This window comes from Lelliottia sp. JS-SCA-14 (genome assembly GCF_035593345.1).
Lineage (GTDB): Bacteria > Pseudomonadota > Gammaproteobacteria > Enterobacterales > Enterobacteriaceae > Enterobacter > Enterobacter wanjuensis.
Window position 1 is genome coordinate 3,304,215 of sequence record NZ_CP141606.1, and the last position, 14,332, is coordinate 3,318,546.

Annotated in this window: 12 protein-coding genes; all 12 read right to left on the reverse strand. The window is 54.8% G+C overall.

The genetic code is table 11. From position 1 onward, the window contains the following. Window positions 1–129: 129 nt before the first annotated feature. Window positions 130–1,971, reverse strand: coding sequence for an NADH-quinone oxidoreductase subunit L (gene nuoL, locus U9O48_RS15400; RefSeq protein WP_282493634.1), 1,842 nt, complete (start codon window positions 1,969–1,971; stop codon window positions 130–132). Continuing rightward, window positions 1,968–2,270, reverse strand: a complete 303-nt coding sequence (nuoK, locus tag U9O48_RS15405; protein ID WP_003861496.1) for an NADH-quinone oxidoreductase subunit NuoK — start codon at window positions 2,268–2,270, stop codon at window positions 1,968–1,970. Before nuoK ends, nuoL begins: the two co-directional genes overlap by 4 nt. Further along, entirely contained in the window at window positions 2,267–2,821 is a 555-nt protein-coding gene (nuoJ, locus tag U9O48_RS15410; protein WP_282493635.1) for an NADH-quinone oxidoreductase subunit J, read from the reverse strand. The genes nuoK and nuoJ overlap by 4 nt, the downstream gene beginning before the upstream one ends. Before the next feature lie 10 nt (window positions 2,822–2,831). Then, window positions 2,832–3,374: an NADH-quinone oxidoreductase subunit NuoI gene (gene nuoI, locus U9O48_RS15415; RefSeq protein WP_282493636.1), complete on the reverse strand. Its 543-nt coding sequence runs from the start codon at window positions 3,372–3,374 to the stop codon at window positions 2,832–2,834. A 13-nt stretch (window positions 3,375–3,387) separates the two neighbouring features. Then, the gene (nuoH, locus tag U9O48_RS15420) at window positions 3,388–4,365 is read right to left on the reverse strand and encodes an NADH-quinone oxidoreductase subunit NuoH (RefSeq protein ID WP_095282746.1); all 978 of its coding nucleotides are present in this window, start codon (window positions 4,363–4,365) and stop codon (window positions 3,388–3,390) included. Further along, window positions 4,362–7,088 carry an NADH-quinone oxidoreductase subunit NuoG gene (gene nuoG, locus U9O48_RS15425; protein ID WP_285158425.1) on the reverse strand — a complete coding sequence of 909 codons (2,727 nt, stop codon included), beginning with the start codon at window positions 7,086–7,088 and terminating at the stop codon, window positions 4,362–4,364. Before nuoG ends, nuoH begins: the two co-directional genes overlap by 4 nt. Window positions 7,089–7,145: 57 nt before the next feature. Next, entirely contained in the window at window positions 7,146–8,483 is a 1,338-nt protein-coding gene (nuoF, locus tag U9O48_RS15430; RefSeq protein ID WP_285146776.1) for an NADH-quinone oxidoreductase subunit NuoF, read from the reverse strand. After that, complete coding sequence (gene nuoE / locus U9O48_RS15435; RefSeq protein ID WP_282493639.1) at window positions 8,480–8,980, reverse strand: NADH-quinone oxidoreductase subunit NuoE; 501 nt, start codon at window positions 8,978–8,980, stop codon at window positions 8,480–8,482. The genes nuoF and nuoE overlap by 4 nt, the downstream gene beginning before the upstream one ends. A gap of 2 nt (window positions 8,981–8,982) precedes the next feature. Continuing rightward, a complete protein-coding gene (gene nuoC / locus U9O48_RS15440) occupies window positions 8,983–10,785 on the reverse strand; it encodes an NADH-quinone oxidoreductase subunit C/D (RefSeq protein WP_282493640.1) in 1,803 nt (600 codons plus the stop codon). Between the two features lie 90 nt (window positions 10,786–10,875). Beyond that, window positions 10,876–11,550, reverse strand: a complete 675-nt coding sequence (nuoB, locus tag U9O48_RS15445; RefSeq protein WP_003861482.1) for an NADH-quinone oxidoreductase subunit NuoB — start codon at window positions 11,548–11,550, stop codon at window positions 10,876–10,878. Window positions 11,551–11,565: 15 nt separating this feature from the next. After that, window positions 11,566–12,006, reverse strand: a complete 441-nt coding sequence (nuoA, locus tag U9O48_RS15450) for an NADH-quinone oxidoreductase subunit NuoA (protein WP_282493641.1) — start codon at window positions 12,004–12,006, stop codon at window positions 11,566–11,568. Between the two features lie 630 nt (window positions 12,007–12,636). Then, window positions 12,637–13,575, reverse strand: coding sequence for a transcriptional regulator LrhA (gene lrhA, locus U9O48_RS15455; protein ID WP_282493642.1), 939 nt, complete (start codon window positions 13,573–13,575; stop codon window positions 12,637–12,639). Window positions 13,576–14,332 lie beyond the last annotated feature (757 nt).

A 14,332-nucleotide genomic window follows, 5' to 3' on the forward strand; every position in this document is an offset into this window, starting at 1 on the left:
TGTTCAACGAATTCTCACGGAAAATTCAGTTCGGATGGGGTTTGTTGTGTCGGGTGGTGCTTACGCTTACCCGACCTACGGTTTTGTAGGCCCGGTAAGCAGCGCCACCGGGCGAAACCCCATCTCAAATCAACGCAACACCATCAGCAGCGCCAGCACGACAACCGCACCAATGCTCATCGAAGCCACATACCAGCGCAGATAACCGTTCTCGCTCAACAGCAGGCCTTTACCTGCGAAGCGGGACAGCACTGCCGGGATGTTCATCATGGAGTTCATCGGATCGCGTTTCAGCAGCCACGCAATGCCGAGGAATGGCTTAACGAAGATCATGTCGTACAGCCAGTCGAAGCCCCACGCGTTGTACCACCAGGTGCCCAGCAGACGGCCCGGCGCACTGTTAGCGACCGCAGTCACCAGCGTACGTTTGCCCAGCCACAGCCATGCAGCGATCAGGATGCCCGCAATAGCGACCACACCCGAGGTGATTTCAAGCGTCAGAACACGACCGTGCTCAAGCTCGGTGGTATCCGGCAGTACGCCCTGCAGCGGTGGCACAATCATCGCGCCAACGAAGGTAGACAGGACCAGCAGAACCAGCAGCGGCAGGTGGTGGGTAATCCCTTTCCCTGCGTGAGCGTGAATTTGTTCTTTACCGTGGAATACGATGAAAATCATTCGGAAGGTATACAGGGAGGTCATGAATGCACCGACCAGACCTGCCACCATCAGATTGATATGACCATTTGCCATGGCACCCGCAAGGATTTCGTCCTTACTGAAGAAGCCCGCGGTGATAATCGGCAGAGCCGACAGCGCCGCGCCGCCCACCAGGAAGCAGACATAAACCAGCGGAATCGATTTGCGCAGACCGCCCATCTTGAAGATGTTCTGCTCGTGGTGGCACGCCAGAATGACGGAGCCGGACGAGAGGAACAGCAGCGCTTTAAAGAACGCGTGTGTCATCAGATGGAAAATCGCCGCGTCCCATGCCTGTACGCCGAGCGCCAGGAACATGTAGCCAATCTGGCTCATGGTGGAGTAAGCGAGAACGCGTTTGATGTCCGTCTGAACCAGCGCGGCAAAGCCCGCCAGAACCAGCGTCACCGCGCCCACGATACCGACCAGGTGCAGGATTTCCGGAGTCATCAGGAACAGACCATGGGTACGCGCAATCAGGTAAACACCGGCGGTCACCATGGTCGCGGCGTGGATCAGCGCGGAGACAGGCGTTGGGCCTGCCATCGCGTCCGCAAGCCAGGTCTGCAACGGCAGCTGCGCGGATTTACCCACGGCACCACCCAGCAGCATCAGCGTTGCCCACGTCAGCATGTTGTTGCCTGCTTCGAAGTGAGCCGGCGCCAGTTCCACCATTTCGCGGAAGTTCAGCGTGCCCAGTTCGTTGTAAAGAATGAACAGCGCGAAAGCGAGGAACACGTCACCCACACGGGTCACGACGAACGCTTTCATGGCCGCTGCGCCATTCTTCGGATCGGTGTAGTAGAAACCGATCAGCAGGTAAGAGCAGAGACCCACGCCTTCCCAGCCGAGATACATCAGCAGGAGGTTATCACCCAGCACCAGAACAACCATGCTGGCGATAAACAGGTTGGTGTAGGCGAAGAAGCGGGAGTAACCCTCTTCACCGCGCATATACCAGGAGGCGAACATGTGGATCAGGAAGCCCACACCGGTCACCACGGAGAGCATGGTCAGAGAGAGACCATCCAGCACCAGGCTGAAACCGATGTTGAAATCACCGACCGACATCCAGGTCCACAGCGGCAGGGTGAACGCCTGCTTGCCGTTGTTAAAGAAGTCGATACCGGCATAGGCGGTGACCAGCGCCGCCAGGCCGATAGAGCCAATGCCCACGGTCGCGGACAGATTTTCCGACCAGCGGCCGCGGGAGAATGCCAGCAGCACAAAGCCGATCAACGGAAAGATAATGGTTAAGGCAAGCATGTTCATCCACGCAACTCACTTACTGAATCGATGTTCAGGTTCTGGCGGCGACGATGGAGCTGCAGCAACAGCGCCAGGCCAATACTCGCTTCAGCAGCCGCAAGGCTGATGGCGAGAATGTACATTACCTGACCATCGGTCTGGCCCCAGTAGCTACCGGCGACCACAAAGGCCAGCGCGGAAGCGTTGATCATGATTTCCAGACCGATCAGCATAAACAGCAGATTGCGGCGGATAACCAGACCGGTTAAACCCAGAACGAACAAAATCGCGGCGAGGATCAGTCCATGTGTTAAGGGGATCATGCGCGCTCCTCCGTTTTTCTTTTCGCGCTGTCATTCGCACGGTTGCTCAGCACTTCACCCGGACGCTCTTCGCGACCGACGTGGAAGGCCACAACCAGACCCGCCAGCAGCAGCATCGACGCCAGTTCAACGGCCAGAACGTATGGGCCAAACAGCGTGATACCGACCGCTTTCGCGCTGATCGGCGTACCGTCGATGCCCTGATCGTTCACGCCAAGGATCGCGTAAACGATCACCGCCAGCATGATGGCCGACAGAATCGCCGGGCCAATCCACACCTGCGGTTTTAACCACTGACGTTCTTGTTCAATTTCAGAGCCGCCCAGGTTCAGCATCATCACCACGAAGACGAACAGAACCATGATGGCCCCGGCGTAGACGATGATTTCCAGTGCGCCCGCAAAGTGGGCGCCCAGTGAGAAGAACACCCCGGAAATAGCCAGCAGCGAGATGATCAGATACAGCAACGCATGCACCGGATTGGTGTGCGTGATCACGCGCAGCGTGGCCAGGATGGCGATAAGGCCACAGATATAAAAAGCGAATTCCATTGCCCTCTCCTTACGGTAACAGGCTCTTGACGTCGATAGGCTTAGCTTCGTTCTCTGCTTCGCCCTTATCTTTGCCGTCGATTGCCATACCCGCCATCCGGTAGAAGTTATATTCCGGGTATTTGCCCGGACCGGAAATCAGCAGATCCTCTTTCTCGTACACCAGGTCCTGACGCTTGTACTCACCCAGTTCGAAATCTGGAGTCAGCTGAATCGCCGTGGTTGGGCACGCTTCTTCACACAGACCACAGAAGATGCAGCGTGAGAAGTTGATGCGGAAGAACTCAGGGTACCAGCGGCCGTCTTTGGTCTCTGCTTTCTGCAAAGAGATACAGCCGACCGGACAGGCTACCGCACACAGGTTACAGGCAACGCAGCGCTCAGAGCCGTCCGGATCGCGGGTCAGCACGATACGGCCACGGTAGCGCGGCGGCAGATATACCGGCTCTTCCGGATACATCTGGGTTTCGCGTTTTGCAAACGCGTGCAGGCCGATCATCCAGATACTGCGAAGCTGGGTGCCGGTGCCTACCAATAATTCTTTTAAGGTCATGTTCTAAAGCCCCTTATGGCTGCTGCCAGAGAATGACAGCCGCCGTTACCAACAAGTTGACGAGCGTCAGCGGCAGGCACACTTTCCAGCCGAAGGACATTACCTGGTCATAACGCGGACGCGGTAAGGACGCACGAATCAAAATGAACATCATCATGAAGAACGCGGTTTTCAGCGCGAACCAGATGAACGGCGGTAAGAACGGGCCATGCCAGCCACCAAAGAACAGCGTAACCATCAACGCGGAAATGGTGACGATACCGATGTACTCGCCCACGAAGAACAGACCGAACTTCATGCCGGAATATTCAATGTGGTAACCGTCGGCCAGTTCCTGTTCGGCTTCTGGCTGGTCAAACGGGTGACGGTGACACACCGCCACGCCCGCGATGGCAAAGGTGACAAAACCAAAGAACTGCGGTATGACGTTCCAGATATCAGCCTGGTTGTTGACGATGTCGGTCATGTTGAATGAACCGGCCTGCGCCACCACGCCCATCAGGGAAAGACCGAGGAACACTTCGTAGCTCAGGGTCTGCGCAGACGCACGCATCGCCCCCAGCAGGGAGTATTTGTTGTTACTCGACCAGCCCGCGAACAGGACCGCGTAAACCGCCAGGCCTGCCATCATCAGGAAGAACAGGATCCCGATGTTCAGGTCCGCCACCACCCAGGTCGGACTGACCGGGACGATAGCAAAGGCCAGCAGCAGCGAGGTAAAGGCGATCATCGGTGCCAGGGTAAAGATGACGCGGTCCGAGAATTTCGGGATCCAGTCTTCTTTAAAGAACATCTTGATCATGTCCGCGACCAGCTGGAGTGAACCACCCCAGCCCACGCGGTTCGGTCCGTAACGGTTCTGGAACAGACCGAGCAAACGACGTTCACCAAAGCTCATGAACGCGCCGCAGGTGACAACCACCAGCAGAATGACCACCGCCTTGAGAATGCTTAACAGAATTTCGATGAGATCCGGCGTTAACCAACTCATGCTTGTGCCTCCTGCAGATTATCAAGACGCGCGCCCGCCAGCACCGGAGCGATACCCGGCAGACCCATCGGCAGACCCACCTGCCCTGCTGTCAGACCTTCGGCGATCACCAGCGGCAGACTGATGGTCTGGCCTTCATAGCTAAAGGAGACCTGGCTGCCCGCGTTGACGCCAAGCTTCGCGGCATCCGCCGGATTGAGCTTGATGTAAGGCTGCGGCATGCGCGTCTGGAACACCGGAGAGCGCTGGGACATCTCGTCACTACCAAACAGATGGTAGTAAGGCGCGATACGCCAGTTGCCTTCCTGCGCTTCGAAACGTGCCGGAACGGTCGTGAAGTACTCCAGACCCGTTTCGCTCGCCTCAATCAGACGCACGCCCGGATCGCCGTGGCGCAGAGAACCGCCCACTTCAGCCTGGAACTTGTTCCATGCCTGCGGGGAGTTCCAGCCCGGTGCCCATGCGAACGGAATCTGAGAACGCGGTGCAGACGGCTGGTTGTTCCCTTCCATGGAGAAGGCGAACATGGTGTCTTTATCCTGCGGCTGACGCGGCTCGTGCACGCTGATATTGGCGCGCATCGCAGTACGGCCACTGTAACGGTGCGGTTCACGCGCCAGTTTCTGGCCGCGAATGCGGAAGCTCGCGTCCGGTGCGGCATCTTTGATGCCTGCCAGCTGCGGCAGTTTGGCCACAACGGCGTCGATCACATCATCGAGCTGCGTCCAGTCCACCTGACGGTTTTCCACGGTGCTGTGCAGAGAGTGCAGCCAGCGCCAGCTTTCCAGCATCAGGGTGTTCGCGTCGTAGTAAGACGGGTCATAAACCTGGAAGAAACGCTGTGCGCGGCCTTCGTTGTTGATAACAGTACCGTCGCTTTCGGCGAAGCTTGCTGCCGACAGCACCAGGTGCGCTTTGTCCATAATCGCCGTGCGCTGATGGTCAATTACCATCACCAGCGGCGCTTTCGACAGAGCCGCATCCACGCGAGCGGCAGAAGCATGACGATGCAGGTCGTTCTCAAGGACGATCACGCCGTCAGCCGCACCCGATTCGAGTTCGCTTAACGCCGCTTCCAGAGAACCGCCGCCAATCAAGCCCAGACCGACGCTGTTAACTGCGCGCGCAATCATGGTCACGCCCACGTCCGCCCCACGCCCTTTCAGCGCTTTCGCCACGTTTGCCGCAGCCTGAATCACGTCCGGGCTACCGGCGTTGGTGCCGGAAATAATCAGTGGTTTCTTCGCGCCGGCCAGAGCCTGCACGATCACGTCGATCTTGTTCTGCAGGTCACGATCCAGGCCTTCGACAGCCGGAGCACTGTTATCCAGCGCGTGAGCAATGGCAAAACCGAGACGCGCCTGGTCTTCTACCGGAGCGCGATAGGTCCACGCCGCGATGTCGTCCAGACGGGTGTTGTCGACGTTAGTGACAAACAGCGGATGCTTGGCGCGCTGGCCGATGTTGAGGATCGCCGCAATCTGCCAGTCAGCCACTTTCTGGGCCGCTGCCATTTCACGTGCTTTACCTTTCACCGCCTGACGAACCGCCAGTGCAACGCGTGCACCGGTCTGCGTCAGATCTTCGCCCAGCACCAGCACCGCGTCATAGGATTCGATTTCGCGCAGCGCGGGAGTACGGATACCGCCTTCACGCAGCACTTTCAGCACCAGCTCCAGACGTTCCTGCTCGCCGTGGGCGATACCGGTGTAGAAGTTATCCGCACCCACCAGCTCACGCAGCGCAAAGTTGCTTTCGACGCTGGCACGCGGGGAGCCGATACCGATCACTTTCTTCGACTGGCGCAGAATATCTGCCGCGCCCTGCATCGCTTGTTCAGCGTTGAGGGTGATCAGATCGTCGCCACGGCGCTGAACCGGCTGACGCGGACGGTCTTTCAGGTTCACATAGCCATAGCCGAAACGACCACGGTCGCAGAGGAAGTAGTGGTTAACGGTACCGTTGTAACGGTTTTCGATACGACGCAGTTCACCGTAGCGCTCGCCCGGGCTGGTGTTACAGCCGAGGGAACACTGCTGGCAGATGCTTGGCGCAAACTGCATGTCCCACTTACGGTTATAACGCTCGGAGTGCGTTTTATCGGTGAATACGCCGGTCGGGCAGATTTCTACCAGGTTACCGGAGAATTCGCTTTCAAGCGTACCGTCTTCCGGACGACCAAAGTAAACGTTGTCATGTGCGCCATACACACCCAGATCCTGACCGTCTGCGTAATCTTTGTAGTAACGTACGCAGCGGTAGCAGGCGATGCAGCGGTTCATTTCGTGAGAGATGAACGGCCCCAGATCCTGGTTGCGGTGGGTACGTTTGGTAAAGCGATAGCGACGGAAGCTATGACCCGTCATCACGGTCATATCCTGAAGGTGGCAGTTACCGCCCTCTTCACAGACCGGACAGTCGTGCGGGTGGTTGGTCATCAACCATTCCACAACGCTCTCACGGAACTGTTTCGCTTCTTCGTCTTCAATCGAAATAAAGGTGCCTTCGGTCGCTGGTGTCATACAGGACATGACCAGGCGTCCACGCGTGTCTTCCGCGTTTTGGTATTGCTTCACCGCACACTGGCGGCAAGCACCGACGCTGCCCAGCGCCGGATGCCAGCAAAAATACGGAATATCAAGGCCGAGAGACAGACAAGCTTCTAGCAGGTTGTCGGCCCCGTTGACCTCGTATTCTTTGCCGTCTACATGAATCGTAGCCATTAGCATGCTTCCAGTTGGCTCAGTCAGAGACTGAGCGTTAATCAAAATTCAGTATCGCTACCAGCGCGCTTTCAGCAGGTTCGGCTGAATACCGTTAATCAAATGGGTATTGCTGAACTGCTGCTTGATGCCCGCTTCGAATTCGTCGCGGAAATATTTAATCGCGCTTTGCAATGGCTCAACGGCACCTGGTGCGTGGGCACAGAAGGTTTTGCCCGGACCGAGGAATCGACACAGTTGCTCAAGTGTCTCGATGTCGCCAGGCTGGCCTTCGCCGCGCTCGATGGCGCGCAGGATCTTCACGCTCCACGGCAAACCGTCACGGCATGGCGTACACCAGCCGCAGGACTCGCGGGCGAAGAACTCTTCCAGGTTACGCACCAGCGACACCATGCCAATTTCATGGTCAACGGCCATCGCCAGCGCCGTACCCAGACGGCTGCCTGCTTTACCAATGCTTTCGAATTCCATCGGCAGGTCGAGGTGCGCTTCTGTCAGGAAGTCTGTCCCCGCGCCGCCCGGCTGCCAGGCTTTGAATTTCAGGCCATCGCGCATACCGCCCGCATAGTCTTCGAGGATTTCGCGTGCGGTGGTCCCGAACGGCAGCTCCCACAGACCCGGATTTTTAACGCGACCGGAGAAGCCCATCAGCTTGGTGCCAGCGTCTTTACTGGTCGAGATGTTCTGATACCACTCCACGCCGTTGGCGAGGATAGCCGGAACGTTACACAGGGTTTCGACGTTGTTGACACAGGTCGGTTTACCCCAGACGCCGGAGCTTGCCGGGAACGGAGGCTTGGAGCGCGGGTTCGCGCGGCGGCCTTCGAGGGAGTTGATCAGCGCGGTCTCTTCACCACAGATGTAACGCCCTGCCCCGGTGTGCACGAACAGCTCGAAATCAAAACCGGTGCCGAGAATGTTTTTGCCAAGCAGGCCCGCTTCGGTCGCTTCCGCGATGGCGCGACGCAGGTTTTCTGCCGCTTCAATGTATTCGCCGCGCAGGAAGATGTAGCCACGGTAGGCTTTCAGCGCGAACGCAGAAATCAGCATGCCTTCCACCAGCAGGTGCGGCAGCTGTTCCATCAGCAGGCGGTCTTTATAGGTGCCCGGCTCCATTTCATCGGCGTTACACAGCAGGTAACGGATGTTCATGGATTCGTCTTTCGGCATCAGGCTCCACTTCAAACCGGTGGAGAAGCCCGCGCCGCCGCGCCCTTTCAGGCCGGAGTCTTTCACCGCGTTGACGATTTCATCTGGCGCCATGCCGGAGAGCGCTTTACGTGCGCCTTCGTAGCCGTTTTTGCTCTGATATTCTTCGAGCCAGACGGGCTGTTTGTCATCGCGCAGACGCCAGGTCAGCGGATGAGTTTCAGCAGTGCGAATGACTGTTTTCATTTGTACCGCTCCAGCAGGTCAGGAATCGCTTCCGGCGTCAGATGGCTGTGAGTGTCCTCATCAATCATCATGCTCGGCCCCTTGTCGCAGTTACCCAGGCAGCAGGTTGGCAGCAGCGTGAAACGACCGTCGAAAGTCGTTTGTCCTGGCTTGATGTCGAGTTTTTTCTCGAGCGCGGCCTGGATGCCCTGATAACCGGTGATATGACACACCACGCTGTCGCAGTAGCGGATCACGTGACGGCCTACCGGCTGGCGGAAGATCTGGCTGTAGAATGTTGCCACCCCTTCCACGTCGCTTGCCGGGATACCCAGCACCTCGGCGATCGCGTAGATCGCGCCATCGGGTACCCAACCGCGCTGTTTCTGGACGATTTTCAGCGCTTCAATGGATGCCGCACGCGGGTCTTCGTAGTGATGCATCTCGTGCTCAATTGCCGCACGTTCTGCCGCACTCAGCTCAAAAGCCTCGGTTTGTGGTTGTTGATTCTCGTGCATAATTAGCGGTCCACATCTGACATAACAAAATCGATACTACCCAGATACACAATCAGGTCGGAGACCAGACTGCCGCGAATGGCGGACGGGATCTGCTGCAGGTGCGCAAAGCTCGGCGTACGAATACGCGTACGGTAGCTCATGGTGCTGCCGTCACTGGTCAGGTAGTAACTGTTAATACCCTTGGTCGCTTCCACCATCTGGAAGGATTCCTGGGCTGGCATGACCGGGCCCCATGAAACCTGCAGGAAGTGGGTGATCAGGGTTTCGATATGTTGCAGCGTGCGCTCTTTCGGTGGCGGCGTCGTCAGCGGGTGATCCGCTTTGAACGGGCCTTCCGGCATGTTGTTGAGGCACTGCTCAAGGATGCGCAGACTCTGGCGCAGCTCTTCCACTTTCAGCATCACGCGGGTGTAGCAGTCGGATACACCGCCGCCAACCGGGACTTCGAAGTCGAAGTTTTCGTAGCCAGAGTATGGACGGGCTTTACGCACGTCGAAATCAATACCGGTCGCACGCAGGCCAGCACCGGTGGTGCCCCACTCCAGCGCTTCTTTCGCGCCGTAAGCGGCCACGCCTTTGGAACGGCCAATCAGAATGGTGTTGCGCAGCGCGGCTTTCTCATAAGAGGCCAGACGCTTCGGCATCCAGTCGAGGAATTCACGCAGCAGGCGATCCCATCCACGCGGCAAGTCGTGTGCCACACCGCCGATACGGAACCAGGCCGGGTGCATACGGAAACCGGTGATGGCTTCAACCAGATCGTAAATTTTCTGACGGTCGGTAAACGCGAAGAACACCGGCGTCATCGCCCCAACGTCCTGAATGAACGTGGAGATATAGAGCAAGTGGCTGTTGATACGGAACAGTTCAGAGAGCATGACGCGGATAACATCAACGCGTTCAGGCACTTTGATACCGGCCAGTTTCTCTACGGCCAGCACATAAGGCATTTCGTTCACGCAGCCGCCGAGGTACTCGATACGGTCGGTGTACGGAATGTAGCTGTGCCAGGACTGGCGCTCGCCCATCTTCTCAGCACCACGGTGGTGGTAACCGACGTCAGGAACGCAGTCGACAATCTCTTCGCCGTCGAGCTGAAGAATAATACGGAATGCACCGTGCGCAGACGGGTGGTTTGGACCGAGGTTGAGGAACATGAAGTCCTCATTGTCGGTGCCACGCTTCATGCCCCAGTCTTCCGGCTTGAAAGTCAGCGCTTCCATCTCCAGATCCTGTTTGGCTTTGGTCAGCTCAAACGGGTCGAATTCGGTGGCGCGCGCCGGGTAGTCTTTACGCAGCGGGTGGCCGGTCCAGGTCTGCGGCATCATGATGCGCGTCAGGTGCGGGTGGCCATCGAAGGTCATGCCGAACATTTCCCAGGTTTCGCGCTCGTACCAGTTCGCGTTCGGGAAAAGTTTGGTGATCGTCGGCAGATGCATGTCGTTTTCAGACAATGCCACCTTGAGCATGATATCCCGATTGCGGTCTATTGAGATCAGGTGGTAGAAAACGGAAAAATCCGCCGCGGGTAAACCGTGACGGTGGGTGCGCAGACGCTCATCCATGCCGTGTAAGTCAAACAGCATGACGTAAGGTTTAGGTAATTTCTTTAAGAAATCGACTGCTTCCAGCAATTGTTCACGCTTGACCCAAACAACGGGTACCCCGGTGCGGGTGGCCTGAACAGTAAAGGCATCCGGCCCAAAACGGTTGCGCAGTTCGCCGATGACCGGGTCATCGAGATGATCCCGGGTTTGCCATGCGGCATCTTGCGCGGTTAAGTCGGTCATATTGTTCACCATTGCAAATGGTCCGTGGTGACTGTTAAGCCTGGCTTCGCGCTATTTGTATAGTGATATGCGAAGGTTTTTCTCCAGGCCTACAGGCGCAAATTAAATTTCGTCAGGCGTACGCAGATTGGTCACTGCAATACGTTCTCCGCGTTTACGCTCGCGCTCAGACTGCATATTGGCGCGGTACACGCCCTGGTCGCCAACCACCCAGGAAAGCGGACGGCGCTCTTTGCCGATCGACTCCTGCAGCAGCATCAGCGCCTGCATGTAAGCTTCCGGACGCGGCGGGCAGCCAGGGATGTAAACATCCACCGGGATAAACTTATCGACGCCTTGCACTACGGAATAAATGTCGTACATACCGCCCGAGTTTGCACAAGCCCCCATGGAAATAACCCATTTCGGCTCGAGCATCTGGTCGTAAAGACGCTGAATGACGGGCGCCATTTTGGTGAAGCAGGTTCCCGCTACCACCATCAGGTCAGCCTGACGAGGTGATGCACGCAGTACCTCGGCACCAAAACGCGCAACGTCATGCACCGCAGTGAATGACGTCACCATTTCAACGTAGCAGCAAGAAAGACCAAAGTTGTATGGCCAGATGGAGTTCTTACGACCCCAGTTGACCATATCGTGCATGGCATGTTCGAGCTTGCCCATGTACACGCTTTTGTTGACTTCTTGCTCCAGGGGGTCGGTTACGATCTCCTGTTTTTGCAGGGGGTAACGGTCATTCTCACCGTTAGGATCTATGCGGGTGAGCGTATAATCCATCTTATTGCCTCGCTGTTACTGCTGACGATTAGAGTTACTGTTTTCCGGGTTAACCAGTTCACGGCGTGAACGCACAGGTGTCCAGTCCAGCGCGCCGATGCGCACCAGGTAAACCAGACCGGCCAGTAGCACTAAAATGAAAATTGCGGCTTCGACAAAGCCAATCCATCCACTTTCGCGGATTGAAGTTGACCATGCGAACAGGTAGAGCGCTTCAACGTCGAAGATGACGAAGAACATGGCCACCAGATAGAACTTGGCGGACAGGCGTAAGCGAGCGGTACCTACCGAATCGATACCCGATTCAAATGGGGTGTTTTTGTGCCTTGCGCGGGCGCGACCGCCCAGGAACCAGCCACCGACTAACATCAGGCAGCACAGGCCTATGGCAACGATAAGAAAGATTGCGAATGCCCAATGATGAGCGACGACTTCTGTGGATGTTGACATACTCATTGCTTACTCATCAAAAGTGATATCTACAGCTCTGCTCTTGCTGGCAGATGGACATCACATCGATTCATGGGGAGGAACAAATAACCTTACACCGACTGTCAGAAATGAGACATAGACAGCAAAATGATGTGGTTTTTTACTCCTTTCTATAACCTTTTGTCAACTTTAACAAAGGTTTCTTCACATTAAATCACATAGATCGATTCTCATTAACATTTCATGCCCTTTAACCCTGGTGGGTCGATGACTTTACGTCAACCGCATGGTGTTGAATCGTGTCCGTTTTGAAGTAAAAGAAATATTACCCCCCTATTTTGACAGGATTTGCTGCTGATTCCTCCCCCCAAATAGGAGTATTTTCTTGATCTGAGACACGCTTTTGTTAATCCAATCCAAAAAACGGCAACATTTTTGCTGGTTTTTTAACATCAACACTGCAAACAGAATAACAAAACGCGAAACGTTTAAAAATCGAGCAAATATACTCATTACTATGATAATTAAACACTTTTTAAAATATCCCTAAAGATAATGACGATATTTTTGTCAAAAAAAAACCACTCCGCGAAAAATCCGCACGAGTGGTTCTTTTTTACACTTACAAATTGTTACGAGATTATTAGAGCCTGATCACTCAAAATCCCCTTCAACCACCAGGGAATCGCCCCCCCCTTCGGGAGTAACATTCTCGAATTGCCACGGATTGTGGTAGCTCACCATCGCTTCAAAGACGATTTTTGCCAGCTCATTATTGCTGCCCGGGTTATGGCACAGCAGATACTCCGTGTCAGGTAATGACGGTAATCCGTCAGATTTGCCTAAAACGCGCAAATCCGGGCTCATCATCTCAACAGGACGAGCGGTCACGCCAAGTCCCGCTTTCACGGCGGCGCGAACCGCAGGCAGCGTGGAAGCCACATAGGCTAAGCGCCACGGAATATTGGCTTCATTCAGCGCGGACAACACCATATCGCGGAACGGGCTGGGATCGTCCAGCAACACCAGCGGAATAGGCTCACCTTTTTGCAGCACATATTCCGCCGCGCAATACCAGTGCGTCGGCGACGTGCGCAGCGTCAGGCAATCAAATTGCCCAGGGCGGTGCGTTGTCACAACCAGATCAACTTCATGGTCTTTCAGCATATCAATCATGAAGGCATTTCGTTTGACGCTGACATCCAGCGCAAGCTTCGGATAAACCGAACTGATGCGATTAAGTAAAAACGGCAATATCGTATCAGCGGATTCATCAGAAGCGCCTAACGTTAAAACGCCCTGAAGATTGCTAAACATTAATGACATACATGCTTCATCATTGAAGCGCAGAATCTTCCTTGCGTAACCCAGTAACTGGATCCCGTGCTCGGTTAAGAGCTTATTACGACCATGGCGTGCAAAGAGCTCTTTGCCCACCAGCTGCTCGAGTCGCTGCATTTGTTGGCTCACCGCCGACTGGGTACGGCAAACAGCGGCTGCGGCGGCGGCAAACGTATTGAGATCAGCGACCGCAACAAAGGTTCTCAGCAGATCGAGGTCGAGATTCATTATCGGACGATTTGCATTTATCATATCTATTCACTTACAAGTTGCTCGTGCGGAGCTGCCCGACCGGCAGACTACATGACAGATAGTTATTGGCTGGTGTATAGCAGAAGTCAGAAACAACGTTCCATGACGATATTTTTATTCTCTTAAATGTTCAGGATATTTTTAGGTTTTGCTGATTTAGGTAAATTCCATTAAAGAAACTACACATCATCACCTTTTTTCACGCAACACGGGCACAGCAGTAAAGGTGTTGCCTATCCAGTATAGTAGAGATAATTCTAACAATAACAATCAACTAATTCAGGAAAAACAGGAGGAAATACACGTTATTGTAAACATTCCTCTCTTTTCCTGAGACAACATCTTAACCCAAATCCACTTTATTTATAAGTATTATTGCACCATTAATGATTAATCGATGTTGATTAACGGCTAAACTAATTTTATTAAAATTAACGAAAGTTAAGATTTCGGCCTCAATAATATATAAACATTAATTTAGATTAGCTTTATCCATTAATAATGCTTAACATTATTTTCACACGCGCAACCTTTGACCAATTCCCCCATTGAGCAAAGATATTAAGAAGCATTCCGGTTTTACGAAAGGTCACCCGAGGAAATCATTGCAATCTCATCGTTTCCCTACAAGAGAGCGGTTTTTAGCAGGGTAAAATACATTAAAAACCGCCGCAAACGCGATAATAAACTGCACTTACCTGCTAACGCAATGCTTTAAACGACCAAACTACCCTGCTGGCAGATAAATAGATTACGT

Bases quoted from the DNA above. Each gene is read 5' to 3' on its own strand.
- nuoG (WP_285158425.1), bottom strand. From the start codon at position 7,088: ATGGCTACGATTCATGTAGACGGCAAAGAATACGAGGTCAACGGGGCC.
- nuoJ (WP_282493635.1), bottom strand. From the start codon at position 2,821: ATGGAATTCGCTTTTTATATCTGTGGCCTTATCGCCATCCTGGCCACG.
- nuoC (WP_282493640.1), bottom strand. From the start codon at position 10,785: ATGGTGAACAATATGACCGACTTAACCGCGCAAGATGCCGCATGGCAA.
- nuoB (WP_003861482.1), bottom strand. From the start codon at position 11,550: ATGGATTATACGCTCACCCGCATAGATCCTAACGGTGAGAATGACCGT.
- nuoA (WP_282493641.1), bottom strand. From the start codon at position 12,006: ATGAGTATGTCAACATCCACAGAAGTCGTCGCTCATCATTGGGCATTC.
- nuoH (WP_095282746.1), bottom strand. From the start codon at position 4,365: ATGAGTTGGTTAACGCCGGATCTCATCGAAATTCTGTTAAGCATTCTC.
- lrhA (WP_282493642.1), bottom strand. From the start codon at position 13,575: ATGATAAATGCAAATCGTCCGATAATGAATCTCGACCTCGATCTGCTG.
- nuoI (WP_282493636.1), bottom strand. From the start codon at position 3,374: ATGACCTTAAAAGAATTATTGGTAGGCACCGGCACCCAGCTTCGCAGT.
- nuoK (WP_003861496.1), bottom strand. From the start codon at position 2,270: ATGATCCCCTTAACACATGGACTGATCCTCGCCGCGATTTTGTTCGTT.
- nuoE (WP_282493639.1), bottom strand. From the start codon at position 8,980: ATGCACGAGAATCAACAACCACAAACCGAGGCTTTTGAGCTGAGTGCG.
- nuoL (WP_282493634.1), bottom strand. From the start codon at position 1,971: ATGAACATGCTTGCCTTAACCATTATCTTTCCGTTGATCGGCTTTGTG.
- nuoF (WP_285146776.1), bottom strand. From the start codon at position 8,483: ATGAAAACAGTCATTCGCACTGCTGAAACTCATCCGCTGACCTGGCGT.